This is a genomic window from Pseudoduganella plicata, assembly GCF_004421005.1.
GTDB classification, from domain to species: Bacteria; Pseudomonadota; Gammaproteobacteria; order Burkholderiales; family Burkholderiaceae_D; genus Rugamonas; species Rugamonas plicata.
The window spans coordinates 2,276,362-2,303,165 of record NZ_CP038026.1 but is presented as its reverse complement, the minus strand read 5'-3'; the positions used below and the strand labels follow the sequence as shown (position 1 = coordinate 2,303,165).

Below are 26,804 nucleotides of genomic sequence, written 5' to 3'. Positions count from 1 at the left end.
CGTCTGAGCGTCAGATCATCCGCCCGCGCTTCTCGCGCTTGCACTCCAGCGTGCTGATCAGCTTGCCTTCCGGCGAGACGGTGTCGAGATGCACGTCGAAGCCCCACAGCCGTGCCACGTGTTTCAGCACCTCATGGGCCTGCTGGTTCAGCGGCCGGCGGTTGAACTGGGTGTGCCGCAAGGTCAGTGCGCGGTCGTCACGGGTATTGACGGACCACACCTGGATGTTCGGCTCGCGGTTGCCCAGGTTGTACTGGTCGGCCAGCTGCTGGCGCACGTAGCGGTAGCCCATCTCGTCGTGGATGGCCGACACGTTGAGCTTCTCGTTCTTGTCGTCGTCCAGCACGGCAAAGAAGTGGAACTCCCGGATCAGCCGTGGCGACAGGTACTGGGCGATGAAGCTTTCATCCTTGAAGTTACGCATGGCGAAGTCGAGCGTCTTGCGCCAGTCGCTGCCGGCGATATCCGGGAACCATTCGCGATCCTCGGCCGTCGGGTTCTCGCAGATGCGGCGGATGTCCGTCATCATCGCAAAGCCCAGTGCATACGGATTGATGCCGTTGTAGTAGGGGCTGTGCACGGGCGGCTGGTAGACGACGTTGGTATGGCTCTTCAGGAACTCCATCATGAAACCGTCGCCGATGACGCCTTCGTCGTACAGCTGGTTCAGGATCGTGTAATGCCAGAACGTCGCCCAGCCCTCGTTCATCACCTGCGTCTGGCGCTGAGGATAGAAATACTGGGAGATCTTGCGCACGATGCGCACCAGTTCGCGCTGCCACGGCTCCAGCAGCGGCGCGTACTTCTCGATGAAGTACAGCAGGTTCTCTTCAGGCTCCTGGGGAAGCGGTGCGGCGTCTGCGCGACGGTTTCCTCCTCGTCGCGCTTGGGCAGCGTGCGCCACAGCTCGTTCACCTGCGACTGCAGATACGCCTCCCGTTCCGACTGGCGCTGCTGCTCCTGGGCCAGCGACAGCTTGGCGGGACGCTTGTAGCGGTCCACGCCATAGTTCTGGATCGCATGGCACGAGTCCAGCAGCAGCTCGACGGCATCGATGCCGTGGCGCTGCTCGCACTCGGCGATATAGTTCTTGGCGAACACCATGTAGTCGACGATCGCATCGGCGTCCGTCCACGTGCGGAACAGGTAATTGCCCTTGAAGAAGGAGTTGTGGCCGTACGCGGCATGGGCGATCACGAGCGCCTGCATCGTCAGGCTGTTTTCCTCCATCAGGTAGGCGATGCACGGGTTCGAGTTGATGACAATCTCGTACGCGAGGCCCATCTGGCCGCGCCGGTAGCCTTTTTCCGTCGCCAGAAAATGCTTGCCGAACGACCAGTGGTTATACGAGACTGGCATGCCGACGGACGTGTAGGCATCCATCATCTGCTCGGCCGTGATGATTTCCAGCTGGTTGGGGTAGGTGTCGAGCCCGAAGCCCGTGGCGACCCGTCGGATTTCCTCGTGCGCCTGTTCGATCAGCTCGAACGTCCATTCCGATTGCTCCGGCAGCGCGCGCGGGTGGGGCGGTCGTTTCGTCATCTGGTTCATTTTGGCTGCTTCTTGAACAGTTCGCGGAACACCGGATAGATATCGGCCGGCGTGACAATTTTTTGCATTGCGAAGTGCGCGTGGTGGTCCGGCACTTGCGCGTACTGCTCCCACAGGTTCTGCGGCGGCCCGTCCGTAATCTCCACGTAGGTGTAATACTGCACCTTCGGCATGATGGTATTGGTCAGCATCTGGCGGCACAGCACGGAGTCGTTGTCCCAGTTGTCGCCGTCCGATGCCTGCGCCACGTAGCTGTTCCACTGGCCCGCGCCGTAGCGCTCGTCGATGATCTTGTTCAGCAGATTCAGGGCGGACGACACGACGGTGCCGCCCGATTCGCGCGAGTGAAAGAACTCGTGCTCGTCCACTTCCGCCGCCGCCGTGTGGTGGCGGATGAAGACGACCTCGATCTTGTCGTACACGCGCTTCAGGAACAGGTAGAGCAGGATGAAGAAGCGCTTGGCCGTGTCCTTGCGCTGCTCGTCCATCGAGCCGGACACGTCCATGATGCAGAACATGACGGCCTGCGTCATCGGCTTCGGCACCTTGATGCGGTTGCTGTAGCGCAGGTCGAACGGATCGATGAACGGAATCGCCAGCAGGCGCGTATGCAGGTGGTGGATCTGTTTCTTCAGTTCGACGACGCGGACGTCGTCCAGCGGCGCGCCGTCCAGCAGCAGCGTTTCCAGTTCCTGTTCGGCTTCGGCCAGCTGGCGGCGCGACGGCCCGCCCACGGCAATGCGCCGGCCGAGGGCGCCGCGCAAGGAGCGCAGCACGTGGATATTCGATGGCGTGCCGGACACGGTATAGCCGGCGCGCTGGGTCTTGAAGTCCGTGGTGGCGGTCAGCTGCGTCTTGACGAGGTTCGGCAGTTCCAGGTCTTCAAAGAAGTAATTCATGAATTCTTCGCGCGACAGCTCGAAGATGAAGTCGTCCTCGGTGGTCTGGTCGCTGTTGCCGGCCTTGCCGCGCCCGGCCCCGCCGCCGCCTTTCGGGCGGGCGATCTGGTCGCCTTTCTGGTATTCCTGGTTGCCCGGGTTGACCACTTCCCACACGCCGCCATGGGCATGCCCGAAGCTGGGCTCGTTCACGTCCTTGACGGGGATCGAAACCTTCTCGCCATTTTCGATGTCGGTGATGGAGCGGCCCTTGATGGCGCGTCCGACGGCGTCCTTGATCTGGCTCTTGTAACGTCGCAAGAAGCGCTCGCGGTTGACCGCGGACTTGTTCTTGCCTTGCAAACGGCGGTCGATGAGATAAGTCAAAAGGAGCCTCCTACTGCAGCGATGAGTCCGGTGGAGCAGCCGGCGCGGCCTGTCGACCGCGCCGCATTACAAGCTGCCTTTATTATCGCACCGCCGGCGTTACGACGACTTCCGCACACGCAGATACCACTCGCACAACAGGCGGACCTGCTTGGCCGTGTAGCCTTTTTCCACCATGCGCGCGACAAAGTCGGCGTGCTTGTTCGCGTCCTCGGCGCTGGCCTTGGCATTGAACGAGATGACGGGCAGCAGCTCCTCCGTGTTCGAGAACATCTTCTTCTCGATGACGGTGCGGAACTTCTCGTAGCTCGTCCAGGCCGGGTTCTTGCCGCCGTTGTTGGCGCGGGCGCGCAGGCCGAAGTTGACGATCTCGTTGCGGAAGTCCTTCGGATTGCTGATGCCGGCCGGCTTCTCGATCTTCTCCAGCTCGGCGTTCAGCGACTCGCGGTCGAAGCTCTCGCCGGTGTCCGGATCGCGGTATTCCTGATCCTGGATCCAGAAGTCGGCAAAGGTGACGTAGCGGTCGAAGATGTTCTGGCCATACTCCGAATAGCTTTCCAGGTAGGCCGTCTGGATTTCCTTGCCGATGAAATCCACGTAGCGCTGCGCCAGGTGCTCTTTGATATAGGAGAAGTATTTCTGTTCCGTCTCCGGCGGGAACTGCTCGCGTTCGACCTGCTGCTCCAGTACGTACAGCAGGTGGACGGGATTGGCCGCCACTTCCGTCGAATCGAAGTTGAACACTTTCGACAGGATCTTGAAGGCGAAGCGGGTCGACAGGCCGTTCATGCCTTCGTCCACGCCGGCGTAGTCGACGTATTCGTGGATGGACTTGGCCTTCGGATCGGTGTCCTTCAGGTTCTCGCCATCGTAGACCAGCATCTTCGAGAAGATCGACGAGTTCTCCGGCTCCTTCAGTCGCGACAGGATGGCGAACTGCGACATCATGCGCAATGTGCCGGGTGCGCAGGGCGCCTCGGCCAGCGACGAATTGCGCAGCAGCTTTTCGTAGATCTTGATCTCGTCGGACACGCGCAGGCAGTACGGTACCTTGACGATGTAGATCCGGTCCAGGAACGCTTCGTTGTTGCGGTTGTTGCGGAAGGTCTTCCACTCCGATTCGTTCGAGTGGGCCAGTACGATGCCGTCGAACGGGATCGCGCCGAAGCCTTCGGTGCCCTTGTAGTTGCCCTCCTGCGTGGCCGTCAGCAGCGGGTGCAGCACCTTGATGGGCGCCTTGAACATCTCGACGAATTCCATCAGGCCCTGGTTGGCCAGGCACAGGCCGCCCGAGTAGCTGTACGCATCCGGGTCGTCCTGCGCGTAGTCTTCCAGCTTGCGGATGTCGACCTTGCCGACGAGGGAGGAGATGTCCTGGTTGTTCTCGTCGCCCGGCTCCGTTTTGGAGATGGCGACCTGCTTCAGGATCGACGGGTAGCGCTTGACGACGCGGAACTGGTTGATGTCCCCGTTGAATTCATGCAGGCGCTTGACGGCCCACGGGCTCGGGATGCTGCGCAGGTAGCGGCGCGGGATGCCGTAGTCTTCCTCCAGGATGACGCCATCTTCCTGCTCGTTGAACAGGCCCAGCGGCGATTCGTTGACTGGAGAGCCCTTGATGCAATAGAACGGCACCTGCTCCATCAGCGACTTGAGCTTCTCCGCGATCGACGACTTGCCGCCGCCCACGGGCCCCAGCAGGTACAGGATCTGCTTGCGTTCCTCCAGCCCCTGGGCCGCGTGGCGGAAGTAGGAGACGACCTGCTCGATCACTTCCTCCATGCCGTAGAACTCGCGGAAGGCGGGGTAAATCTTGATGACCTTGTTGGCAAAGATGCGGGACAGCCGGGTGTCGTTGCGCGTGTCGACGAGTGTCGGCTCGCCGATCGCGGCCAGCATGCGCTCCGCCGCCGTCGCGTAGGTGAGGTGGTCTCGTTTGCAAAGCTGAAGATATTCGGAGAGGGACATTTCCTCTTCCCGGGTGCGCTCGTACCGTGCTGCGTAGTTGTCAAAGATGGTCATGTGCATGTCCTCTGATGTAAACCTACTCGTCACGGACTCTCGATACCTGCAGCTGCGGCGCTCACCGTGGGCGGCGCGCGCAATGGGTGTTCGAAGAGCCCTACTGTGGTCGGCAGTCTTCACGGCTGGCTGCTGGCCTGATCCCTGGTGCAAACTCCTTGATATTGTTGTTTTCAATCAGCTTCGTCGGGGTACGGCTTGCGCGTACCGAGCTGGATTTCTTATTGGCCGTGCTGTGGGTAGAGCCCGGCTTGCGTGTGTGTACGCATAAACGCATCTTACGCTTGTGAAATTTATTATTGCTCTAATGGTGCAGGAAGTCAAAACAATATCCAGCATCGTCAAAACATGTTCCAAGCGGTTGATGCCAAACGAAAAAAAGGCCACACGCAGAAGCCCTCCGGCTGCCGTTCACGGCACTGTTGCAAAATGCTTCACGCTGGTCGTCACAGTAGCATGGTTGCTAAAGCCGTGCTGAACACCGCACAAACCGTGCGCCAACGGCACGCCGCCATTGCCGGCCGGTTGTGCTTCTTTGCCGGCTGGTTGCCGCGCGATGCGGTCAGGATGCGGCCCGGTGCTCGCCGGTTGCAGTGCCGTTGCCGTTTTCTTCTCGTGTGCAGGCCGGGTACCGGTCAATAGTCGCCGGCGTCTTGCGCTAAACTGCGGGAATGCGCAGATATCTTGCCCCATCAAAGGAAAAACAATGAACACCCAACTGCTGCACATCGTGCAGAACATGCCGAAAGCCGAACTGCATATCCATATCGAGGGCTCGCTCGAACCGGAACTGATTTTCGCGCTGGCCGAACGCAATGGCGTCACGCTGGAATATCCATCGGTCGAGGCCCTGCGGGCCGCCTACGATTTCAAGGACCTGCAATCGTTCCTCGACATCTATTACGCCGGCGCCAGCGTGCTGCTCAAGGAGCAGGATTTTTACGATATGACGGCCGCTTATCTGGCGAAGGCCAAGGCCGATCACGTCCGCCACGCGGAGATTTTCTTCGACCCGCAAACGCACACGGCGCGCGGCGTGCCGATCGGCGACGTCATCAACGGCATTCATCGTGCCTGCCAGGAAGGCCCGATCAGCGCGACCTTGATCCTGTGCTTCCTGCGCCACCTGTCGGAAGAAGACGCGCTGGCGACGCTGGACGCGGCGCTGCCGTACCTGGACAAGATCATCGGCGTGGGCCTGGACTCGTCCGAAGTGGGCCACCCGCCGGAGAAGTTCGCCCGCGTCTTCGCCCGTTGCCGCGAGCTGGGCCTGCATCTGGTGGCGCACGCGGGCGAAGAGGGCCCGCCGGCGTACATCGAAACGGCACTGGACGTGCTGCACGTGGAGCGCATCGACCACGGCGTACGCTGCCTGGAAGATGCCGCGCTGACGCGCCGCATCGCCGCCGAGAAAACGGCGCTGACGGTGTGCCCGCTGTCGAACATCAAGCTGCGCGTGTTCGACACGATGAAGGAACACAACCTGCTGGAACTGCTCGACGCGGGCCTGGTTGCCACCGTCAACTCGGACGACCCGGCATATTTCGGCGGCTACCTGAACGCCAACTTCGTTGCCGCCTTCGAGTCGCTGCCGCTGGGCCTGCAACACGCGCACGAGCTGGCGCGCAACAGCTTTGCCGCGTCGTTCCTGGAGCCTGCGAAGAAGCAGCAGTTCCTCGACGAGGTCGATGCCTATTTCACGGCGTTTAACGTCGTGTAAGCAATCGATGGCGCTTGAGAAGTACCGGGGTCAGACCCAACGGGTCTGACCCGGCCCTTCGCAAGTGTTCCGGCGCATCAAGCGAATCTCAACGCTTCCAGGCTGCAAGGCAAGCGTCCGCCAACGAAAGCAATCAGATCTCATGTTCCTCCAAGCCCTCCGCATGACCGCCCGCGACTGGCGGGCCGGCCAGCTTCGCTTCCTTCTCGTTGCCCTTGTCGTCGCCGTCGCGGCGCTCTCTGCCGCGGGCTTTTTCATCGACCGCCTGCGCGCCGGCCTGAACCGGGACGCGCACCAATTGCTGGGTGCCGACCTTGTCGTTGGCGCCGACCAGCCCGTGCGCCCGCAATGGCGCGACGAGGCGCGTCGCCGCGGGCTGGTCCAGGCCGAAACCGTCGTCTTCCCCAGCATGGCCCAGGCGGGCGAGGGCGATGCCGCGCAGTCCGTGCTGGCGTCGCTGAAGGCGGTCGGCCCGGGCTATCCGCTGCGGGGCCGAGTGAAGGTCACCACAAGCGTGGACCAGGCCAATGACAGCGTCGGCACCCCCGCGGCCGACATTCCGGCACCCGGCACCGTGTGGCTCGACGCCGCGCTGCTGGGCGCGCTGAAGACGCAGGTCGGCGCGCCGCTGCGCCTGGGCGACCGCACGTTCCGCGTTGCCCGGCTGATCGCCTCGGAGCCGGACCGCGGCACGGGCTTCCTCAACTTCGCACCGCGCGTGATGGTGCGGCTCGACGAGCTGGCGTCGACCAACCTCGTGCAGCCCGGTGCGCGCGTCACCTACCGGCTGCTGCTGGCGGGCGAGGGCGAGGACGGACCCGCCAACGTCACCGCCTACGCCGACTGGCTGCGGGCACAGATCAAGGCGGGCGCGGCGCGCGGCGTGCGGATCGACTCGCTGCAGGACGGCCGGCCGGAAATGCGTGCGACATTGGAGCGGGCCGACCGCTTCCTGTCGCTGGTGGGGTTGCTGTCGGCCCTGCTGGCGGCCGTGGCGGTCGCTATGGCGGCGCGGCGTTTCATGATGCGTCACCTGGACGCTTGCGCCATGCTGCGCTGCCTGGGCCTGACCCAGAACCAGGTGACGGCGATCTACCTGATCGAATTCCTGCTGGTGGGCCTGGCCGGCAGCGCGCTGGGCGTGCTGGTGGGCTTCGCCAGCCATTATGTGCTGCTGGAAATGCTGGGGCAGCTCGTGTCGGTCGAGCTGCCACCGGCCACGTTCGCGCCGGCGCTGCAGGGCCTGGCCGTCGGCATGCTGCTGCTGGCCGGCTTCGCGCTGCCGCCGATCCTGCAGTTGCGCAACGTGCCGCACAACCGCGTGATCCGGCGCGAGGCGGCGGCACCGCAGCCGATGGCGCTGGCGACGTACGGCCTCGGCCTGCTCGCCTTCCTCCTGCTGCTGCTGTGGCAGGCCGGCGACGTGAAACTGGCGGCGATGACGGCGCTGGGTTTCCTGGCTGCCTTCGGCCTGTTCGCGCTGGCCGGCTGGCTCGGCCTGGTCGTGCTGAAGCGGGTGCGTGGGGCCGTCAATCACCAGGCGTGGCGGTTTGCCGTCACGTCGCTGCAGCGCCGCCCCGGTGCCACCATCGTGCAGGTCGTGTCGCTGGCGCTGGGACTGATGGCATTGCTGCTGCTGACCGTCGTGCGTGGCGACCTGATGAGCGCGTGGCGCAACGCGACGCCCCCCGATGCGCCGAACCATTTCGTTATCAATATCCAGCCCGACCAGAAGGATGACATTGCCGCCCGGCTGAAGGCCGGCGGTGCACTGGAGGCGCCGCTGTACCCGATGATCCGCGGCCGCCTGACGGCTGTCAACGGCAAACCCGTCACGTCGGCCACGTACACGGAAGAGCGCGCCCGTGGTCTGGCCGAGCGCGAGTTCAACCTGTCGACGATGACGGCGACGCCGCCGCAGAACGACATCGTGGCCGGCCGCTGGTACGAGGACAAGGCAGGCGTGGCCGAGGCGTCCGTCGAGGAAGGGCTGGCGAAAACGCTGAACCTGAAGCTGGGCGACTCGATGCGCTTCGATATCGCCGGCTCGCCTGTCGAGGCGAAGATCACGAGCCTGCGCAAGCTGGAGTGGGGTTCGATGCGGGTAAACTTCTTCGTCATCATCAACCCGGCCGCGATGGCCGAGACGCCGCAGACGTGGATCACGGCGTTCCACCTGCCGAAGCGGGCCGCGGCGCTGGCCAATACACTGTCGCGCGACTTCCCCAACCTGACGGTGGTCGATGTCGGCGGCGTGCTGCGCCAGATCCAGTCGGTGCTCGACCAGGTCGTGCGCGCCGTCGAATTCCTGTTTGCCTTCACGCTCGCTTCCGGCGTGCTGGTGCTGTACGCCGCACTGATGGGCTCCCAGGATGAGCGCACCCGCGAGGCGGGCCTGCTGCGGGCGCTGGGCGCCACGCGCAAGCAACTGTCACAGGCGCAACTGATTGAGTTCCTGCTGGTGGGTTCCCTGTCGGGGCTGCTCGCCGCCAGCGGCGCCGCGGCGATGGGCTGGGGCCTGGCCACGTACCAGTTCAAGTTCGAGTGGATGTTCAGCCCGGTTGTCTGGCTGGCCGGCCTGGCGGCGGGCGCGCTGTGCGCGATTGCCGGCGGCTGGCTGGGGTTGCGCAATGTGCTGAACCAGCCGCCGTTGCAGACGTTGCGCGAGGCCTGAAAACCGGGCGCAGCCACCTATTTTCAGCAAGCATTGCCTGAAAATAATGGCTGTCCCGGGTTTTCGCGGCAGGCGCCCGGTGCTTCAAGCAGCCAGGTCGCAGGGCGGGTGCCGCGAGTTGAGGAACTCGCTGAACGGATAGACGGGGCTTTCCAGGTAATGGCCGGGGAATTCGAACAGGGCCCAGTAGTAGCGTTCGCGGCCTTGCAGCACTTGCGGGGCGGCGCAGTAGCGGTGCCACTGTTCCCCGGCCGCGTTGGAATACATACCGGCGCCTGCTTCGGGCGGAAAGAAGGGCAGCACGCGGCGTTCCTGCAGCGCTGTCAGCAACGACTGCGGCGCTTCGTTGTCCCGCGCCACCTCGTATTGCGCATGCATGCCCTGTTCCGTTTCGATGACCATCAAGGTAGCGCGACCATGCTTGTCCAGGAACAGGATGCCCGTCGGGCTCGAATGCAGGTAGTGCTCCACATAGCCGTGCTTGACGTACAGCTCGCGCACCAGACCCCCAAGGTATTGCAGCGCAGGAAAGAATAATCGTGCAGCGACAGCAGGTCGCGCAGCGTTTCCGCCTGGTCCACGAAAAACGCCCGCTGCATCGCCAGGATTTCCTGTTCCAGACGGTCCAGCGCGTCGTCGTCGCTCTTGCGGATGAAGCGGTCGATCAGGCCTTCGTTGAACGCGTTGACGGCGATCTTTTCGTCGGCCGCGCCTGTGAACAGGATCTTCTTGCAGGGAAGGTATTCGATCTGGCGGCAGAACTCCACGCCATTCATCTGCGGCATCGAATAGTCGACCACCAGCACGGAAGGGATCGTGAAGCGGTGCGCGCTGGCGCACAGGTCGTGAATCCTGCGCACGTCCACGGCCACGTTGGGCTGGTCCGGCGTCTGGTTGAGGATGTCGAAGTTGACGTGCAGCGGCAAGTCGGCACGACGCGTGCTTGCGTTGAACCAGTCGAGCGCCATCGTCGTGTCGTGGAAGGTTTTGCTCGGCAGCACGGGATCGAGCTGGAAGGACAGGCTCTTCAGGAAAGAATCGCTGTCGTCGACCAGCACTGTCGTGGTGGGGTGGGAGAAGATGGGTAGTCTCATGGTTCACCTGATGGCACTTTGGCGCGCTGGATGGGAAATTCGAGCACGAAGATCGCGTAGGCGCTTTCGCGGGAGACACAGCGGATGCGGGCGTTCCAGGCGTGCATGATCTGGCGGCACAGCGCCAGGCCCACGCCCGTGCCGGTATAGGCCGGGTAAGCGTAAAAGCGCTGGAAGATAAACCGTTGATGGCGCGCTGCAATGCCGCAGGCGGTGTCGATGAACAGCAGCCGCGGCGGCTTGCGCTGGCCGTCCACGACGATACGCACGCGGCCCTTGCCGGCGCGGTGGATCGCCTTCAATGCATTGCGCAGCAGATTGAGCAGGATGACGACCGTCAGTTCGTACTGGCCAGCGAAGTTGAAATTCGAGCGCACGTCCACGGCCACGGCGCTGCGCTGGGCCGGGCTGGAAAACGGGTAGCGGCGCAGCACGGCCTGCACGGCGTCCGCCATTGACACCGATTCGCATGGATCGAGACGCCGCCGCACGGCGTTCGCACTCAGCAGGAAGAGGTCGATCAGGTGGTTCATATGGCGCACTTCGTACTGGATGCGCGTCATGGCCTGGCGCGCTTCCTCGGAGCCGGAGCCGGTGCCGGGCTCGCCCTGCAGCATGCGTGTCAGGCCGCGCACATTGGCATCCATGCTGGCCAGCGGCGTGCGCATCTCGTGCGCGACGGCGCCCAGCCCTTCACCCATGCCCGCCAGTTTTTCCTGCTCCAGCGCAGAGCGGCCCAGGCGGGCCACGCACAGCAGACCGATCAGGAACCAGTGCACGGGCAACTGGTGCAGGAATGCCGTGGACAGGATCACATGGCCGCGGCCCTGCAGTATCGCGCAGGCCAGGGCCAGCACCGTGCCCGTGACGTAGCAGCGCAGCGCCATCGGCGTCGGCATGTGAAACAGCGCGACAATGGCGACGGCCAGCCACTGGACCCAAGCGCCGGTGGCGTCGTTCATCAGGAACATGTAGGTGGAAAAAAAACGGCAGCAGGAACGTGACGGCAACGGGTACGTACAGTTCGCAGTAACGCGACCCCATCCGTTCCGCGACAATGCCGGCCACGCCGAGCGCGGTGCCGGCGGCGCGCAGGCCCGGGCTTTGATACGCCTGCGGCAGGATCCAGCCAAACACCAGGAAAAACAGCGGATGGCAGATCAGCCCCGCCCAGCCCAGTACGAGCGCCTGCACGGCAGCGCGCTCGCCATTGCGATAGCGGCGGAGTTGTGCGGCGAAGAAAGCGCCGGCTTTGCGTTCGAAGCGATCGTCGCGCATGGCTGTAGAAACTCCTGACAAGTGTCCATCTTCCCCCCAAACTCGTCGGTCTTGAGGGGTATTGGAAATCCGCTTGATCTACATCAATCAGGCTGTGCGCGCTGAGTTATCATGGCGGGCATGACGCAAAACCCTGAACAAAACCGCACTCTGTACGACGTTATCGGTGGCGAAACCAAGCTGCGCGAGATGGTCGACCGCTTTTACGACCTGATGGAACTGGAGCCGGAATTCGCCGGCATCCGCGCCATGCATCCCCCTTCGACGGACGGCTCGCGCGACAAGCTGTTCTGGTTCCTGACGGGCTGGATGGGCGGGCCCGACCTATACCAGGAACAGTTCGGCCACCCGCGCCTGCGCGCCCGGCACCTGCCGTTCGCCGTCGGTACGGGCGAGCGCGACCAATGGCTGCGCGCCATGGCCTGGGCCATGGAAGACGTCGGCATTCCGGAAGACCTGCGCCTGCGCCTCATGCAGTCGTTCTACCAGACCGCCGACTGGATGCGCAACAAGCCCGACTGAAGCAACTAATCCCGGGACAAACCCCTGTTTGAGGAAATATTTCCAGAAATCGGGGACTGTCCACGTTTTTGGGAAACAGTTTGCCGTTCGCCATGGCTGTGATGCTGTATATTTGCACAGTGTTTTTTAGCCGTGGACTGAACGATGGAACTGTATATCCTGCTGGGCCTGGCCCTTCTGATTCTCCTGCTGCAGGTGGCCCTGCTGTTGCGTCCGCGCGGCGGAGCCGATATTGCCGAGCGGCTGGACCGCGTCGAGCGCGAGGTGCGCATGCAGTTGCAGGCAACGGCGCAGGCGCAGCGCCAGGAGATGAGCCATACGCTGGGCCAAAGCCACGCCGCCACCGTGCAGCAGCTGGACGGCATGCGCCGCCAGATCGAAGTGCTGACGGAGTCGAACGCCCGGCGCATGGCGGAAGTGCGGATGACGCTCGAAACGCGCATCCGCGACCTGCAGACCGACAACGGCGCCCGGCTGGAGGAGATGCGCCAGACCGTCGACGAGAAGCTCCATGCGACGCTGGAATCGCGCCTGACGGAGTCCTTCAAGCAGGTGTCGGACCGGCTCGAGCGCGTGCACCAGGGCCTGGGCGAAATGCAGCAGCTGGCGCTGGGCGTTGGCGACCTGAAGCGGGTGCTGACGAACGTCAAGACGCGCGGCACCTGGGGCGAGGTGCAGCTGGAAATGCTGCTGGAGCAGGTGCTGACGCCTGACCAGTATGCAAAGAACGTCGAAACGGTGGCGGGCACCAATGCCCGCGTGGAATTCGCGCTGAAGCTGCCCGGCATGAAGGATGGCGGCCCGCCCGTCTGGATGCCGATCGACGCGAAGTTTCCGAAAGAGCAGTACGAGCGCCTGCTGGAAGCGGCCGACCGGGCGGACGCGGAAGGTGTCGCGACAGCCGGCAAGGAGCTGGAGCGGGCCGTGCGGGGCGAGGCGAAGACCATCGCCGAGAAATACGTCTGCCCGCCGCAGACGACCGATTTCGCCATCCTGTTCCTGCCCACGGAAGGGCTGTACGCGGAAGTGATGCGCCGCCCGGGCCTGGCGGACGAGCTGCAGCGCGTCAACCGCGTCAGCATCGCCGGCCCGTCCACGCTGACGGCGTTGCTGAACAGCCTGCAGATGGGCTTCCGCACCCTGGCGCTGGAAAAGCGCTCGTCGGAGGTATGGCAGGTGCTGGGCGCCGTCAAGACGGAGTTCGGCAAGTTCGGCGACGTGCTGGCCGCCACCAAAACCACGCTGGAGCGCGCCGCGAAAAATATCGAGACGGCGGAAATGCGCAGCCGCCAGATGGCGCGCAAGCTGAAGTCGGTGGAGGCGCTGCCGGCCGAGGCGGCGCAACTACTGCTGGGTAAGGAAGTGGAGCTGCCGGAAGCCGACAGCTGAGTCCGCTTCAGCTGGTCATACCAGCCCCTCGAACAGCAGCACGTCGACCAGGTCCCCCGCGGCAACATTGCCCTGTTCATCCGGCAGCACCACCATGCAGTTCGCTTCGGACATCGAACGCAGGATGCCGGAGCCCTGCGAGCCGGTAATGCGCACTTCGCGCGCGCCGTCCGCGTTGACGGTGAGGATGCCGCGCTGGTATTCCGTGCGGCCCGGCTTCTTGCGGATGGGGCCGAACGAGCGGGCCTGCACCAGCAGGTCGTCGCCCGCGCTTGCGCCCATCATGCGCAGCAGCGCGTGGCGGGCAAAAAAGTAAAACGTCACCATCACGGCGACAGGATTGCCGGGCAGGCCGAACAGGAAAGCGCTGTGGCCGTTCGAGCGGATCTTGCCGAATGCCATCGGGCGGCCCGGACGCATGCCGATCGTCCAGAACGTCACGTCGCCCAGGGTTGCCATGATCTGCTTGGTATAGTCGGCCGCGCCGACCGACACGCCGCCGGACGTGATGACGGCATCGGCGCTTTCGCACGCATCGCGCAGCGCCGCTTCCAGCGCAGCCGGGTCGTCAGGCACGATCCCCATGTCGACCAGCTCGACACCGAGGCGCGTCAGCATGCCGTGCAGGGTGTAGCGGTTGCTGTCGTAGACGCAGCCGGCGGCAAGCGGCTCGCCGATCGAGCGCAGTTCGTCGCCGGTGGAGAAGAACGCCACGCGCAGCCGGCGCCGCACGGCCACCTCGGCAATGCCAAGCGACGCGATCAGGCCGAGATCGGCGGGCCGGACGATCCTGCCCGCCTTCAGCGCCGGGCTGCCTTCCATCAGGTCCTCGCCCCTGAAGCGGCGGTTGTCGCCGGTCTTGATCGTGCGCGGCGCGATCGTCACGCTGTCCTCGGTGATGCCGGCGGCCAGTTCCTGCGGCAGCACGGTGTCGCAGCCGGGCGGCATGACGCCGCCCGTCATGATGCGCACGCACTGGCCCCGCTCGGGCCGCAGGTCGGAAGGGCGGCCGGCATAGACGGCGCCGATCGCCTGCAGCGTGGTCGGATGTTCGGTATCGAGCTGGTCGCCGGCAAACGCGAAGCCGTCCATTGCCGAATTGTCGTGCGCCGGAACGCTGATCGGCGAGACGATATCGGCCGCCAGCACGCGGCCCAATGCGGCGCGCAGCGCCACCTTCTCGACGGCGCGCACGGGCTGGATGAATTCGCGAATGATGTGCTGCGCCTGGCGCACGGGTACCGCATGGGGATCGTAGCCGGACAGGCAGCTCACGACGTCCTGCAACGTCGGTGCGCCGTTCGCCTGTTCCTCGTGCTGCAGTTCTGCCAGCGTATTGATGTTGCGGAACGCCGCGGCATCGTTGAACAGCACCTCGGCCACCTTGATCGACTTGTGCCAGCCGTCCATGCGCCGGCCGCCTTCGGCCAGGTAGGCGTCCAGGTGGGGCAGAGCGCTCTTGCGGATCAGGCTGAACACCGGATGGGGCTGCTTGTGGGCGGCGCCCGTTTCGTCCGCTTCCATCGTCACGGCAAGGGCCAGGTCCGCTTCCTGCGTCACCAGCGCTTCGCGCAGGCGCTGCACCAGGTCCTGCGGCAGGAATGGCGAGTCGCAGGGTGCCGTGACGAGCAGGTCCGTGTCGCAGTGGCGCAGGCCCGTCTGCAGGCCGGCCAGCGGACCCTCGAAGCCCGTCAGCTCGTCCGCCCGGACGGCAACGCCCAGTGCCGCGTAGCTTTCCTCGTTGCGGTTGGCATTGATCGTCACCGAGCGCACCTGTGGCGCCAGTCGGCGCAGGACGTGAGCGGCCATCGTGGCGCCGCGGAATGGCTGCAGGCCCTTGTCGACGCGGCCCATGCGGGTGCCGCGGCCGCCGGCCAGGATCAGGCCCGATACGTCGTCGTAAGAAGTGGTACTGCTCGTCAAATCATCCCCCAATATAAGACATTTCGACCTTGCGCTCGCCGGAGCGGACCAGGCCGTCCGTATTGACCGTGCGCAGTTCGGAATAGCGGTCGCCGCGCACGCGCCAGACGGCGCCGATGGCGGCGGACAGCTCGGCATCGGTGCGGCCCGAGCGCAGCAGTGCGCGCAGGTCGTGGCCGCGGGTGGCGAACAGGCACGTGTACAGCTTGCCTTCGGTGGACAGCCGGGCGCGCGTGCAGTCCTTGCAGAACGCCTGCGTGACGCTCGAAATGACGCCGATTTCACCCCGGCCGTCCGCATAGCGCCAGCGCGCCGCCGTCTCGCCCGTGTAGTTCGGGTCCACCGGCGCCAGCGGCATCTCGGCGCCGATGCGGCGCACGATCTCGGCGGAGGGAATCACGTCCTGCATGTTCCAGCCATTGGATGCGCCCACGTCCATGTATTCGATGAAGCGCAGGATGTGCGGGGTGCCCCGGAAATACCGGGCCATCGGCAGGATTTCCTGCTCGTTGCTGCCAGCCTTGACGACCATGTTGACCTTGATGGGGCCCAGGCCGGCGGCATGCGCCGTGTCGATGCCGTGCAGCACGTCCGCCACGGCGAAATCGACGTCGTTCATGGCGCGGAAGACGGCATCGTCCATCGCGTCCAGCGACACGGTCACGCGGTTCAGGCCGGCATCCTTGAGCGACTGCGCCTTGCGTGCCAGCAGCGAGCCATTCGTCGTCAACGTCAGGTCGAGCGGCTTGCCGTGCACGGTGCGCAGTTCGGCCAGCATGCCGATCAGCTTTTCGATGTTCTTGCGCAGCAGCGGCTCGCCGCCCGTCAGGCGGATTTTCTCCACGCCGTGCGCGACGAATTCGCGCGCCAGGCGGGTGATTTCCTCGAACGTCAGCAGCGACGAGTGCGGCAGGTACTGGTAATCCTTGTCGAATACTTCCTTCGGCATGCAATACACGCAGCGGAAGTTGCAGCGGTCGGTGATGGAGATGCGCAGGTCGTGCAGGGGGCGAGCCAGGGCGTCGCGCAGGTCTCCCGTGGCCGGTTCGAGCGCGGCAGGGATGGCGGGCGCGCGCGCGCGCTCATCCGACAGCATGATAATCTTCTCAGTCATTACTTTTACTACATTAGTTGGGTGGTTCCACCCGGATAAGATAGCACGAGGCCGCAGATTGCACAGGCCAACAGCACCTTGACTGTTCCCATCTGGTAACGCAGCAGTGCGATTGCCGCCATGGTGGCAATTGCCGCAGCTGCCCAGTCGGCCTCGCCACTTGCCAGAAATACATGCCTGCCGAAGAACACGGCCAGGCTGGCGATGACGCCGACGACCGCCGCGGAGATGGCCGTCAGCGGCGCCGTCATGCGGATATTGCCGCGCGTTGCCTCGACCAGCGGCCCGCCCGCCAGGATGAACACGAATGATGGCACGAACGTGAACCACGCCGCCACCAGCGCGCCCGCAATGCCCGACCATGGCGCCGCCCCCAGCACGTGGTGTGTCCAGCCGCCGACAAAGCCGATGAACGCGACGATCATGATCAACGGCCCCGGCGTCGTTTCGCCCAGCGCCAGGCCGTCGATCATCTGGGTTGGCGTGAGCCAGTGATAGGTGTCGACGCCGCCCTGGTAGACGTACGGCAGCACCGCATAGGCGCCGCCAAACGTCAGCATTGCAGCCTTGGTGAAGAACCAGCCCATCTGCGCAAGCGGCTGGTCTGCGCCCGTAGCGGCGGCAAGAAGGCTCCAGCTGGCGGCGAGCAACCCGATACCCAGGACGGACGTGAGGATGAGGTGGCGCCAGCCGAAGCGGGCATGCGCCGGCGTCGGCGTATCGTCGCCGATCAGTGCCGGAGCGCCGGCGCCGGCGTGCGCAGCGCCATTGTCCAGTGCGAATACCTGCGGCCGCAGCCGGCCGCCGAGCCAGCCGGCGGCGGCAGCGCCAAGTACGATCAGCGGAAACGGCACGCCCAGCATGATCGCGCCGAACGCCACGGCGGCGATCGACGCCAGCAGGCCGTTGCGCAAGGTGCGCCGGCCGATCCGCCAGGCGGCCGCCAGCACGATGGCGACGACGGCTGGCTTAATGCCATACAGCACGGCGGCCACGGCGGGCACGTTGCCGAACGCCATGTACACCCAGCCCAACCCGATGAGCAGCAGCAGGGAAGGGAGCAGGAACAGCAGACCCGCGACCAGGCCGCCGCGCACGCGGTGCAGCAGCCAGCCGATGTAGATCGCCAGCTGCGTCGCCTCCGGCCCCGGCAGCAGCATGCAGTAGTTGAGTGCATGCAGGAAGCGGTTCTCCGAAATCCAGCGGCGTCGCTCGACGAGTTCGGCATGCATCATCGCAATCTGGCCGGCGGGGCCGCCAAAGCTGATGAAGCCCAGCTTGAGCCAGTAGCGCGCCGCCGTGGCAAGGCTGACGGGAGCAGGAAGGTCTGGATGCATGGCGGTCGATGGATAAAAAAAGGGAAGCACGAGGCTTCCCTTTTCGGTGGCGCGTGGCCGATCAGTTGCGGGTGTTCACTTGCACCAGCGGCTCATCGACCACCACGGGTGCCGGCTTGCGCTGGCGGCGTACCGGCGGTGGCGGCGCTTCCTGGGCAGCCGCTTCCTGCGCGGCGCGCAGCTTGGCCGGGTCGGTTGCCGCCATCGTCAGGCCGGCGGACGCCAGCAGCGCATCCAGGTCGGCCGGCTTGGCCGCTGGTGCAGGTGCCGTCGCCTGTGCTGGCGTCGGCGTTTCCGCACCCGGTTCGGCCAGCGCCTGGGCCGGCACCTGTGCAGCTTCTTCCGCCACAACCGGAGCCTGCGCGACAGGGTGTGCTTCCTCGACAGCGGGAGCCGGCGTCACGGCCGGGGCCTGCTCGACGGGCGCCGGCGCAGGTGCGGACACTGGCGGCAGTGGCTCGGCGGCCGGTGCATCGACGATTTCCGCTTCAGCAGGCTCGACGGCAGGTGCCGGCTCGACCGCAGCTTGCGCCACGACCGGGGCAGGGACCACGGGCGCGGTTTCCTCGGCGAAAGGCGCCGTGGCAACTGGTGCTGCGGGCTGTGCAGCGACAGGCTCGGCTTCGGCAGCCTTCTGCACCGGCTCGGCAACGGCTGGTACGGCTTCCTGGGCCGCAGCGACTTGCTCGACAGCAGCAGGCTCGGCAGCAGCAGGTTCGGCAGCAACAGGTTCGGCAGCAACAGGTTCGGCAGCGTCACGCTCGACAGCAGCCGGCTCGACAGCAGCCGGCGCACGTCCTTCGGCAACGTCGTCGGACTGGGCCATCGTCGTAGTCGTTACGGTGACAGCCTCGGACACGACGACGCTGGCAACGGTCGTCGTTTCAAACGACGTTTCGCCTTCCGCACCCTCGATCCCCTCGGCGCCTTCGCGCTCGCGGCGATTGCGGTTGCGGCCGCCGCGACGACGGCGACGGCGCGGCTCGTCGCCACCTTCGCCACCCTCGAACTCTTCACCTTCCGGTCCCTGGCTGGCGACGGCCGGTTTCAGCAGATCAGTCGTGTCGACAACGGGACCGCTGCCGGTACCGACCGGACCGACGCCGGCGGCTGCCAGCGCCAGTTCCTCGGCTTTCGCTTCGGCCGGCTGGACTTTCGCTTCGCGCGGCTCACGCGGCTCGCGCGGTGGACGCGGTGCGCGTTCAGGACGCTCGCCACGTTCGGCACGTTCGGCGCGCTCAGGTCGTTCCGCGCGCTCCGGACGCTCGGCGCGTTCGCCGCGTGGCGCAGGCACTGCCTGGCCTTCGACGACTTCGCGCGGCTCGCGGTTTTCACGCGGCTCGCGTGGTTCCCGGGGCGGACGTGGTGCACGCGGCGGACGGCCCTCGGCGGCGACGGCGGGTTTGCCGGCTTCCTCGCGGCTGCCCGGTTCGCGTTCCTCGCGTCCGCCCTTGCCGTTACGGCCACGGCCACGCGGAGCGCGGGCGTTCTTGTCGCCGCGCTCGGCTGGCGCGACCGGTTTCGTCACGATGGCCGGGGCTGGCGGTGCAGCCGGTTCCGGCTGCTTGCCCGTGAAGAATGACATCAGCTTGCCGAAGAAGCCTTTTTCGGCCGGTGCAGCTGCCACCGGCACAGGCGGCGCGACCGGCGCCACGGGCTCGGCCGGCGTGCGGTCGACCATCGGGGCCGGCTGGCTTGGCGTGATCGTCTTGACGACGGCTTCCTGGCGCGGCTTGGCGTCTTCCTTCTGGCGCTTGGCAAAGGCCATGTCGGTATCGGCCTGTTCCGCCATTGTGTAGCTGGCGGCCGTTTCTTCCAGGCGCGGATCGTCATGCTTGATGCGTTCGAGCTTGTAGTGCGGCGTGTCCAGGTGCTTGTTCGGCACCAGGATCACGGTGATGCGGTGGCGGTTCTCGATCTTGAGCACTTCGCCACGCTTCTCGTTGAGCAGGAAGGCGGCCACGTCGACCGGCACCTGCACGTGGATGGCGGCGCTGTTTTCCTTCATCGCCTCTTCCTGGATGATGCGCAGCACCTGCAGGGCGGACGATTCGGTATCGCGGATGTGGCCGGTGCCGGAGCAGCGCGGGCACGTCACGTGCGAACCTTCGGACAGCGAAGGGCGCAGGCGCTGGCGCGACAGTTCCATCAGGCCGAAGCGGGAAATCTTGCCCATCTGAACGCGGGCACGGTCATGGTGCAGCGCGTCCTTCAGGCGCTGTTCCACTTCGCGCTGGTTCTTCGCCACTTCCATGTCGATGAAGTCGATGACGATCAGGCCGCCCAGGTCGCGCAGGCGCAACTGGCGGGCCACTTCCTCGGCCGCTTCGCAGTTGGTGTTGAAGGCCGTCGTTTCAATGTCGGAACCGCGCGTTGCCCGCGCCGAGTTGACGTCCACGGACACCAGCGCTTCCGTGTGGTCGATCACGATGGCGCCGCCCGATGGCAGCGGCACGGTGCGGGAATACGCCGTTTCGATCTGGTGTTCGATCTGGAAGCGCGAGAACAGCGGCACGTCGTCGCTGTAGCGTTTCACGCGGTGCACCATGTCGGGCATCACGTGGCTCATGAACTGGTGCGCCTGCTCGTAGATCTCGTCGGTGTCGATCAGGATCTCGCCGATGTCGGGCTGGTAATAGTCGCGGATGGCGCGAATGACGAGCGAGCTTTCCTGGTAGATCAGGAAGGCGCCGGAGGCCGACTTCGACGCGCCTTCGATCGCGCGCCACAGTTGCATCAGGTAGTTCAGGTCCCACTGCAGCTCGTCGACGTTGCGGCCGATGCCGGCGGTGCGGGCGATCACGGACATGCCCTGCGGCAGGTCCAGCTTGTCCATCGTCTCGCGCAGTTCCTGGCGCTCTTCGCCTTCGACACGGCGCGACACGCCGCCGCCGCGCGGGTTGTTCGGCATCAGCACGAGATAACGGCCGGCCAGCGAAATGAACGAGGTCAGGGCCGCGCCCTTGTTGCCGCGCTCTTCCTTTTCGACCTGGACCATGATTTCCTGGCCTTCGCGCAATGCTTCCTTGATGGTGGCATTGCGTACGTCGACGCCTTCACGGAAATACGTGCGGGCAACTTCTTTGAATGGGAGGAAACCGTGCCGATCTTCGCCGTAGCTGACGAAGCACGCTTCCAGCGACGGTTCGATGCGGGTGATGACGCCTTTGTAGATATTGGACTTGCGCTGTTCGCGTCCGGCGGTTTCGATGTCGATGTCGATCAGTTTCTGACCGTCGACAATTGCCACGCGCAGCTCTTCCTGCTGCGTGGCGTTGAACAACATGCGTTTCATTTTTATTTAACTCCGCGACCCTTGGGCCATGTAATGCCGCCCCCGTGGAGGCGGCAACCATACAAGGATATACGCGAGAATTAAGGAGGCTGCGGGGAAATGCCTCGTCGTGCGGCAGCGCGCGGTGGCGCGGCTGCCGCAGCAGGGCGCATGGGGCCGATCGTCCTGCCGAGTTCGCACCACCTGCAACTCATCCTGTCATACCGAGCACGTCGGGACGGGAGAATGCGGGCGTGCGCAAATCGTCGAGCCAGGCATCTTGTATGGTGCCTGGCGAAACGGCAAGCGTTATCGGTTCCATCAACCAGCGAGCAACGACTGTAGTGCTTGCTCGCCGGACTTATCCTATCTTCCAGCCAATCTAATCCAGCATCCGTGCGCATGAGGCAGCCTTCGGAACCGTCGCGATCGCAGGCAGTTGTCGCCGCGAAGGGTGCTTGTCGCAAGCCTCGCAGGCGGCAAATGCAACGCGCGGCTGGCTTTTCAGACTGCCATAATCCGATGACGACAGAGGTCGTAACCCTGACCCGCGCCCGAATGTGCGTATACATTTATTTCCGCTGAATTTGCAATTAGGCGAGGCCAGCGGATGCGCCCCTGTGTAGAATTGTGGTTTTCTTCTTACACTGCAGCAGCTTGAAGTACTACTTCGAGTACAGCTTCGCTACGGCAAAACGATTATATATTCAAAATGAAGGACTTAGAGAGATTTTCTGGGAAGACAACGCAAAAGGGGGCCCCCGGGCCCGGGCACAAACCCGCTGCGACTTCCCCAATACAGTCCTGCCGCAAGCGCAATTCGTCACGATCGGCGAAGAAGAGGCCGGACAGCGGATAGATAACTACCTGTTGCGTGTTTGCAAAGGTGTACCGAAAAGCCACATCTACCGCATCCTCCGCTCCGGCGAGGTGCGTGTCAACAAGGGCCGCATTGACCAGTTGTACCGTTTGACCGCTGGCGACATTGTCCGCATCCCGCCCGTGCGGATGGCGGAGAAGCCGGAAAACACGGTGCCGGCGGCCGAGTTCCCGATCGTCTTCGAGGATGCCCATATGCTGGTCGTCGACAAGCCGGCCGGTGTCGCCGTGCATGGCGGCTCGGGTGTGTCGTTCGGCGTCATCGAACAGTTGCGCGCGTCGCGTCCCGATGCCAAGTTCCTGGAACTGGTGCACCGGCTCGACCGCGAAACGTCGGGGTTATTGCTGCTGGCCAAGAAGCGCTCCGCACTGACGTCGTTGCACGAACAAATGCGCGACGGCGTGACGGACAAGCGCTACCTGGCCCTGGCCGTGGGCGACTGGAAAAATCAGCGCCAGCACGTCAAGCTGCCACTGCACAAGTACACGACGGCCGATGGCGAGCGCCGCGTGGCCGTGCAGGCCGACGGCATGGCGTCGCATACGGTGTTCACATTGTTAAGGAAATATGACAACTTCGCGTTGCTGGAAGCGGAGCTGAAGACGGGGCGTACCCACCAGATCCGGGTTCATCTGGCATCGTCGGGCTTTCCCATCGCTGGCGACGACAAATATGGCGATTTCGCGCTCAACAAGGCATTACAGAAGGGTGACGGCAGGCGCGGCGCCCTGAAGCGGATGTTCCTGCACGCCCACCAGATCAGCTTTACGCACCCGGACACGGGCAAAATGATGACCCTGAATGCCCCGCTGGCGCCCGAATGCGAAAAATTCTTGGTAAGCTTGGGGCAACCACGCAGTTGAGCAGCAACCGCAGTTGAGCAACCGCAGTTGAGCACCACCTCACCGGACGGGCGCCCAGGCGCGACGTCCCGATCTCTACAGGAGCCGGCGCAGCCGGATTACATGGCAAGAAAGCAATTTGACCTGATCGTCTTCGATTGGGACGGCACCTTGATGGACAGTACGGCAACGATCGTCAAATCCATCCAGGCGGCGGCACGCGACCTCGGCCTGCCCATTCCCAGCCGCGAGGCGGCGTCGCACGTGATCGGCCTCGGCCTGGCCGAAGCGATGCAGGCCGTGCTGGGGCCAGGCGTCGACCCGAAATATTATGCGCGCATGGTCGAGCGCTACCGTTATCACTACCTGGCCAAGGATCACGAGCTGACGTTGTTCGACGGCGTGCTGGAAATGCTGGAGGCACTGACGCAGCAGGGCTATTTCCTGGCAGTCGCCACCGGCAAAAGCCGTGTCGGCCTGAACCGGGCACTGAACGCGGCCAAGCTGCTGACCACGTTTGCCGCGACCCGCTGTGCCGACGAGACGTTTTCCAAGCCGCACCCGGCCATGCTGCAGGAACTGACGCGCGAACTGGGCCAGGACCTGAAGCGCACCGTCATGATCGGCGACACGACGCACGACCTGCTGATGGCCCAGAACGCAGGTTCGGCTGGTATTGCCGTCGAGTACGGCGCCCATCCGGTCGACCAGTTGCACGCCTGCCAGCCCCTCTTCTCCGCCAGGAACGTGCCCGAGCTGCACGCCTGGCTGGATGCCAACGCGTAGAGCACGGCCGTGAGCGAAGAGATCCTGATCTGCGAGGCCGAGGCCGTCGTCGCCGGTGGGCTGGGCATGCGCTTTCCCGTCACGGCAGGCGGCGAGGACGCCAACGCGTTCGTCATCCGCCACGGCGGCGCGGCATACGCCTACCTGAACCGTTGCGCCCATGTACCGATCGAACTGGACTGGGCACCGGGGGAGTTCTTCGAGTCGAGCAAGATGTATCTGATGTGCTCGACGCATGGCGCCGTCTATATTCCCTCGACCGGCCAGTGTGCCGGCGGACCCTGCCGGGGCGGGCGCCTGCGGCCCATCGCCGTCACGGAGCGCGACGGCAAGCTGTACTGGCAGCCGGACGATTTCGTCCGCCCCGCGCGCGCCTGACGTCGTTTTCCTTTTCAGCGTTTCACCATCGACATTTATCCATGAGTGACAATCTTCCCCCAACCCAACCGCCCGTACCGCCCGCGCCTGCTCCCGGGCAGCTGCCCATCAACTGGGAACGGGAAGTGCTGGAGAAACTCGTCTTTGCGACGATCAAGGAACAGCGTGCCAACCGGCGCTGGAGCATCTTCTTCAAGGTGTTCCTGCTCGTGCTCGTCTTCCTGGCGATTGCCAGCTATTTCAACCTCAGCATTCTGGGCGCCGACACGGAAGTGGGCCGGCACACGGCGTTGATCGAAATCGAGGGCAATATCGAATCGGAAGGCAGCGGCGCCGCGGCCGTCGTCATCCCCGCGCTGAACAAGGCGTTTTCCGACGAGAGTTCCGTTGCCATCGTCGTGCACATCAACAGCCCCGGTGGCAGCCCGGTCCAGGCCGGCATGATCGCCGACGAGATCGGGCGCCTGCGCAAGGGCTACCCGGACAAGCCCCTGTACGCCGTCGTCGATGAAATCTGCGCGTCCGGCGGCTATTACATTGCCGCGTCGGCCGACCGCATTTACGTCAACAAGGCCAGCATCATCGGTTCCATCGGCGTGCTAATGGACGGCTTCGGCTTTACGGGCGCGATGGAGAAACTGGGCGTCGAGCGCCGTCTGCTCACGGCCGGTGAAAACAAGGGCTTCATGGATCCGTTCAGCCCGCAGTCGGCCAAGCACAAGGAGCACGCGCAGGAAATGCTCAACGAGATCCACCAGCAGTTCATCGACGTGGTGCGCGCCGGTCGTGGCACGCGCCTGCATGAAACGCCGGAAACGTTCTCGGGACTGTTCTGGACGGGCGCGCGCGCCGTCAAGATGGGCCTGGCAGACGATTTCGGCAGCGTGGACAGCGTGGCACGCGACATCGTCAAGGCCGAGGACATCATCGACTATACCCAGCATGAAGGCCTGCCGGAACGCGTGCTGAAGAAATTCGGCGCCGCCATGGGCGGCGGCGCATTCAAGGCGGCGGTCGGCGAGGCGGGACGCGTGTCGCTGAAGTAGTCAACTGCCGCCGTCTCCGATGGAGACAGCGGCAATCAGCGGGACAGCGGGCCATGAATTCGATTTCTTCGCGAACTTCTTGATAAATCTCCCGCTTGGACTATAGTAGGTGTGTAGTTCATTCCAAGGGAGGGCGAAGTCAACCAGCGCAGTAATGAAGAAAGCAGTAATTGGACGCACTTCGTTGCACTTCATTGCACCTTGTTATACGAAGTTGCACGAGTCCTATTTGCTCGCATTCACTTGCGTAAGCGGAACTACTTAACTGCATTGATGCAGACCAGAGAGAATTCAATTCCTCGTTCATGTCCTGTGATGGGCAAGAAAACGGCGGCTCAGGCCGCCGTTTTCGTTTGGGCGCCGACGCCCGCCGGCGGTAACTCGCCGGCGGCAAACCCTCCCGTGTCGAGCCACGTCATCAGATCGTGTTCCGTCGCGGCCAGCCAGCCGGACTGTGGCATTGCCGGGCACAGGGCGCTTTCCCAGTCGCGCCCGGCGCGCAGGCGTACCCGATTCACCAGCAGGTTTGCTGCCAGCTGGGCGGCCGTGCGGTGGGCGATTGCCATCCGGGTCGCCTGGCTCGCAGCTCGTCCCGTCGTGCGGACGGTACTGCTGCCGGGGGATTGGGTGCGTGCGCTGGCCGGTGCACTGGTTTGGCGGGGCGTTTCGTTCGTCATCACATTCTCCTGCGGAAATTGCTGTATTGTTCGGTCGAAGTGTCGCGAACTGCGGTCTGGCGGGCGTTCATCGGCTGGCGTTCATCGGCTGGCATCCTAATGCTGCACCGTAACTGCAATGCTTTGCATCACGCCGGTCCTGGACAGGCGATACGAACCTGGCGACGTGCTGCGTACAGCCGGGTTAGGAATCCCGGCGAGCTGTTCAGTAAATTCCTACTGTAATTTCAGTTTAACAACGGGCCTTCCATGCAGCTTGATATGCATCAAAAGCGCATCGAGGTGGCGGAGTCAAATCCGGTAGAATGCCGGCCCATGAGCAAATTATCCCTGGATCGCATCCTGCAATCGCAAGGCTTCGGCACCCGCAAGTATTGCCGCACCCTTATCGAAGACGGCGAAGTGGCCGTCAACGGCGCCGTGCAGGACAACTACAAGAGTCCGGTCGAGACGGACAACCTGGTATTGACCGTGTTCGACGAGGAGTGGCGCTACCGCGAGCACGTCTATATCGCGCTGAACAAACCCGCCAACTTCGAGTGTTCGCGCAAGCCGAGCCACCGTCCCGGCGTGCTGACCTTGCTGCCCGAGCAGTTCACCTGGCGCGACGTGCAGCCCGTCGGCCGGCTCGACCACGACACGACGGGCATGCTGCTGATGTCCGACGACGGTCCGTTCATCCACGCGCTGTCGTCGCCGAAGCGGCACGTGCCGAAGGTGTATCACGCCACCACGGCCGAACCGGTCACGGACGAGCTGATTGCGCAATTGCTGGCGGGCGTGCAGTTGCACGACGAGCCGGCGCCATTGGCGGCGCTGGTGTGCGAAAAGCGTGGCGACCATCTGCTGGAAATCGTGCTGGAGCAGGGCAAGTACCACCAGGTCAAACGCATGCTGGCCGCGGCGGGGAACCATTGCAGTGCACTGCATCGCGCCGCCATCGGCGCTCTGGAACTGGCGTCGCTGGATCTGGAAGAGGGCGAATGGTGCTACCTGGACGAGGCGCAGCTGGCGCTGCTGGCGGCCGCGTGA

At 64.3% G+C, this 26,804-nt stretch carries 21 protein-coding genes and 1 pseudogene; 10 read left to right on the top strand and 12 right to left on the bottom strand.

The genetic code is table 11. The features are described from left to right. Window positions 1-10: 10 nt before the first annotated feature. The 4 genes and pseudogenes from E1742_RS27465 to E1742_RS10130 form a co-directional block, all read right to left on the bottom strand. Window positions 11-292 (bottom strand): hypothetical protein, encoded by a 282-nt coding sequence (locus E1742_RS27465; protein ID WP_443094118.1) that lies wholly within the window; start codon window positions 290-292, stop codon window positions 11-13. 6 nt (window positions 293-298) lie between these two features. Further along, window positions 299-1,542 (bottom strand): annotated as a pseudogene (locus tag E1742_RS10140) (SpoVR family protein); the annotation flags it as partial. A 5-nt stretch (window positions 1,543-1,547) separates the two neighbouring features. Further along, on the bottom strand, window positions 1,548-2,816 hold the full coding sequence (locus tag E1742_RS10135; RefSeq protein ID WP_134384762.1) for a YeaH/YhbH family protein: 1,269 nt from the start codon (window positions 2,814-2,816) through the stop codon (window positions 1,548-1,550). 99 nt (window positions 2,817-2,915) lie between these two features. Beyond that, window positions 2,916-4,838, bottom strand: coding sequence for a PrkA family serine protein kinase (locus tag E1742_RS10130; protein ID WP_134384761.1), 1,923 nt, complete (start codon window positions 4,836-4,838; stop codon window positions 2,916-2,918). A 706-nt stretch (window positions 4,839-5,544) separates the two neighbouring features. Between E1742_RS10130 and E1742_RS10120 the strand changes: the two genes are divergently transcribed. Then, a complete protein-coding gene (locus tag E1742_RS10120; RefSeq protein ID WP_134384759.1) occupies window positions 5,545-6,558 on the top strand; it encodes an adenosine deaminase in 1,014 nt (337 codons plus the stop codon). Between the two features lie 142 nt (window positions 6,559-6,700). Continuing rightward, window positions 6,701-9,232 carry an ABC transporter permease gene (locus E1742_RS10115; RefSeq protein ID WP_134384758.1) on the top strand — a complete coding sequence of 844 codons (2,532 nt, stop codon included), beginning with the start codon at window positions 6,701-6,703 and terminating at the stop codon, window positions 9,230-9,232. A gap of 84 nt (window positions 9,233-9,316) precedes the next feature. Here E1742_RS10115 and E1742_RS26710 read toward each other — a convergent pair whose 3' ends face one another. Genes E1742_RS26710 through E1742_RS10105 form a run of 3 tightly spaced genes read right to left on the bottom strand, consistent with a single transcriptional unit; the run spans window position 9,317 to window position 11,288 of the window. Continuing rightward, a complete protein-coding gene (locus E1742_RS26710) occupies window positions 9,317-9,637 on the bottom strand; it encodes a hypothetical protein (protein ID WP_229466683.1) in 321 nt (106 codons plus the stop codon). Next, window positions 9,634-10,326 carry a response regulator gene (locus E1742_RS10110; RefSeq protein WP_229466680.1) on the bottom strand — a complete coding sequence of 231 codons (693 nt, stop codon included), beginning with the start codon at window positions 10,324-10,326 and terminating at the stop codon, window positions 9,634-9,636. The genes E1742_RS26710 and E1742_RS10110 overlap by 4 nt, the downstream gene beginning before the upstream one ends. Next, window positions 10,323-11,288, bottom strand: coding sequence for a sensor histidine kinase (locus tag E1742_RS10105; RefSeq protein ID WP_166793456.1), 966 nt, complete (start codon window positions 11,286-11,288; stop codon window positions 10,323-10,325). The genes E1742_RS10110 and E1742_RS10105 overlap by 4 nt, the downstream gene beginning before the upstream one ends. A 13-nt stretch (window positions 11,289-11,301) precedes the next feature. Here E1742_RS10105 and E1742_RS10100 point away from each other — a divergent pair, with 13 nt between their 5' ends. From E1742_RS10100 to E1742_RS10090, 3 genes are all read left to right on the top strand, one after another. Further along, complete coding sequence (locus E1742_RS10100) at window positions 11,302-11,622, top strand: hypothetical protein (protein WP_134384756.1); 321 nt, start codon at window positions 11,302-11,304, stop codon at window positions 11,620-11,622. A gap of 102 nt (window positions 11,623-11,724) precedes the next feature. Continuing rightward, window positions 11,725-12,126, top strand: coding sequence for a group II truncated hemoglobin (locus tag E1742_RS10095; RefSeq protein WP_371860215.1), 402 nt, complete (start codon window positions 11,725-11,727; stop codon window positions 12,124-12,126). A gap of 144 nt (window positions 12,127-12,270) precedes the next feature. Continuing rightward, window positions 12,271-13,515 (top strand): DNA recombination protein RmuC, encoded by a 1,245-nt coding sequence (locus E1742_RS10090; protein WP_134384754.1) that lies wholly within the window; start codon window positions 12,271-12,273, stop codon window positions 13,513-13,515. Between the two features lie 15 nt (window positions 13,516-13,530). On the opposite strand, the gene moeA is transcribed toward E1742_RS10090, so the two are convergent. The 4 genes from moeA to E1742_RS10070 form a co-directional block, all read right to left on the bottom strand. After that, window positions 13,531-15,438, bottom strand: a complete 1,908-nt coding sequence (gene moeA, locus E1742_RS10085) for a molybdopterin molybdotransferase MoeA (RefSeq protein ID WP_259772441.1) — start codon at window positions 15,436-15,438, stop codon at window positions 13,531-13,533. Between the two features lies 1 nt (window position 15,439). Beyond that, window positions 15,440-16,552 (bottom strand): GTP 3',8-cyclase MoaA, encoded by a 1,113-nt coding sequence (gene moaA, locus E1742_RS10080; protein WP_134384753.1) that lies wholly within the window; start codon window positions 16,550-16,552, stop codon window positions 15,440-15,442. An 8-nt stretch (window positions 16,553-16,560) separates the two neighbouring features. Continuing rightward, a complete protein-coding gene (gene chrA, locus E1742_RS10075; RefSeq protein WP_134384752.1) occupies window positions 16,561-17,889 on the bottom strand; it encodes a chromate efflux transporter in 1,329 nt (442 codons plus the stop codon). Window positions 17,890-17,950: 61 nt separating this feature from the next. Beyond that, window positions 17,951-21,184, bottom strand: a complete 3,234-nt coding sequence (locus E1742_RS10070) for an Rne/Rng family ribonuclease (RefSeq protein ID WP_134384751.1) — start codon at window positions 21,182-21,184, stop codon at window positions 17,951-17,953. Between the two features lie 783 nt (window positions 21,185-21,967). Here E1742_RS10070 and E1742_RS10065 point away from each other — a divergent pair. The 4 genes from E1742_RS10065 (at window position 21,968) to E1742_RS10050 (ending at window position 25,095) form a co-directional block, all read left to right on the top strand. Further along, entirely contained in the window at window positions 21,968-22,906 is a 939-nt protein-coding gene (locus tag E1742_RS10065) for an RluA family pseudouridine synthase (protein WP_229466816.1), read from the top strand. A 102-nt stretch (window positions 22,907-23,008) separates the two neighbouring features. Continuing rightward, window positions 23,009-23,671 carry an HAD-IIIA family hydrolase gene (locus E1742_RS10060; protein WP_134384750.1) on the top strand — a complete coding sequence of 221 codons (663 nt, stop codon included), beginning with the start codon at window positions 23,009-23,011 and terminating at the stop codon, window positions 23,669-23,671. 66 nt (window positions 23,672-23,737) lie between these two features. After that, complete coding sequence (locus E1742_RS10055; protein ID WP_134388113.1) at window positions 23,738-24,049, top strand: Rieske (2Fe-2S) protein; 312 nt, start codon at window positions 23,738-23,740, stop codon at window positions 24,047-24,049. A gap of 41 nt (window positions 24,050-24,090) precedes the next feature. Continuing rightward, entirely contained in the window at window positions 24,091-25,095 is a 1,005-nt protein-coding gene (locus E1742_RS10050; protein WP_134384749.1) for a S49 family peptidase, read from the top strand. A gap of 335 nt (window positions 25,096-25,430) precedes the next feature. On the opposite strand, the gene E1742_RS10045 is transcribed toward E1742_RS10050, so the two are convergent. Further along, window positions 25,431-25,661 carry a hypothetical protein gene (locus E1742_RS10045; protein ID WP_134384748.1) on the bottom strand — a complete coding sequence of 77 codons (231 nt, stop codon included), beginning with the start codon at window positions 25,659-25,661 and terminating at the stop codon, window positions 25,431-25,433. A gap of 426 nt (window positions 25,662-26,087) precedes the next feature. On the opposite strand from E1742_RS10045, the gene E1742_RS10040 reads away from it, so the two are divergent. After that, window positions 26,088-26,804 carry a pseudouridine synthase gene (locus E1742_RS10040; RefSeq protein WP_134384747.1) on the top strand — a complete coding sequence of 239 codons (717 nt, stop codon included), beginning with the start codon at window positions 26,088-26,090 and terminating at the stop codon, window positions 26,802-26,804.

Bases quoted from the DNA above. Each gene is read 5' to 3' on its own strand.
- E1742_RS10050 (WP_134384749.1), top strand. From the start codon at position 24,091: ATGAGTGACAATCTTCCCCCAACCCAACCGCCCGTACCGCCCGCGCCT.
- E1742_RS10105 (WP_166793456.1), bottom strand. From the start codon at position 11,288: ATGAACGACGCCACCGGCGCTTGGGTCCAGTGGCTGGCCGTCGCCATT.
- E1742_RS10045 (WP_134384748.1), bottom strand. From the start codon at position 25,661: ATGGCAATCGCCCACCGCACGGCCGCCCAGCTGGCAGCAAACCTGCTG.
- E1742_RS10070 (WP_134384751.1), bottom strand. From the start codon at position 21,184: ATGAAACGCATGTTGTTCAACGCCACGCAGCAGGAAGAGCTGCGCGTG.
- E1742_RS10095 (WP_371860215.1), top strand. From the start codon at position 11,725: ATGACGCAAAACCCTGAACAAAACCGCACTCTGTACGACGTTATCGGT.
- E1742_RS10090 (WP_134384754.1), top strand. From the start codon at position 12,271: ATGGAACTGTATATCCTGCTGGGCCTGGCCCTTCTGATTCTCCTGCTG.
- E1742_RS10110 (WP_229466680.1), bottom strand. From the start codon at position 10,326: ATGAGACTACCCATCTTCTCCCACCCCACCACGACAGTGCTGGTCGAC.
- E1742_RS10040 (WP_134384747.1), top strand. From the start codon at position 26,088: ATGAGCAAATTATCCCTGGATCGCATCCTGCAATCGCAAGGCTTCGGC.
- E1742_RS10060 (WP_134384750.1), top strand. From the start codon at position 23,009: ATGGCAAGAAAGCAATTTGACCTGATCGTCTTCGATTGGGACGGCACC.
- E1742_RS27465 (WP_443094118.1), bottom strand. From the start codon at position 292: ATGGGCTACCGCTACGTGCGCCAGCAGCTGGCCGACCAGTACAACCTG.
- E1742_RS10055 (WP_134388113.1), top strand. From the start codon at position 23,738: ATGCGCTTTCCCGTCACGGCAGGCGGCGAGGACGCCAACGCGTTCGTC.
- chrA (WP_134384752.1), bottom strand. From the start codon at position 17,889: ATGCATCCAGACCTTCCTGCTCCCGTCAGCCTTGCCACGGCGGCGCGC.
- E1742_RS10115 (WP_134384758.1), top strand. From the start codon at position 6,701: ATGTTCCTCCAAGCCCTCCGCATGACCGCCCGCGACTGGCGGGCCGGC.
- E1742_RS10120 (WP_134384759.1), top strand. From the start codon at position 5,545: ATGAACACCCAACTGCTGCACATCGTGCAGAACATGCCGAAAGCCGAA.
- E1742_RS10130 (WP_134384761.1), bottom strand. From the start codon at position 4,838: ATGACCATCTTTGACAACTACGCAGCACGGTACGAGCGCACCCGGGAA.
- moaA (WP_134384753.1), bottom strand. From the start codon at position 16,552: ATGACTGAGAAGATTATCATGCTGTCGGATGAGCGCGCGCGCGCGCCC.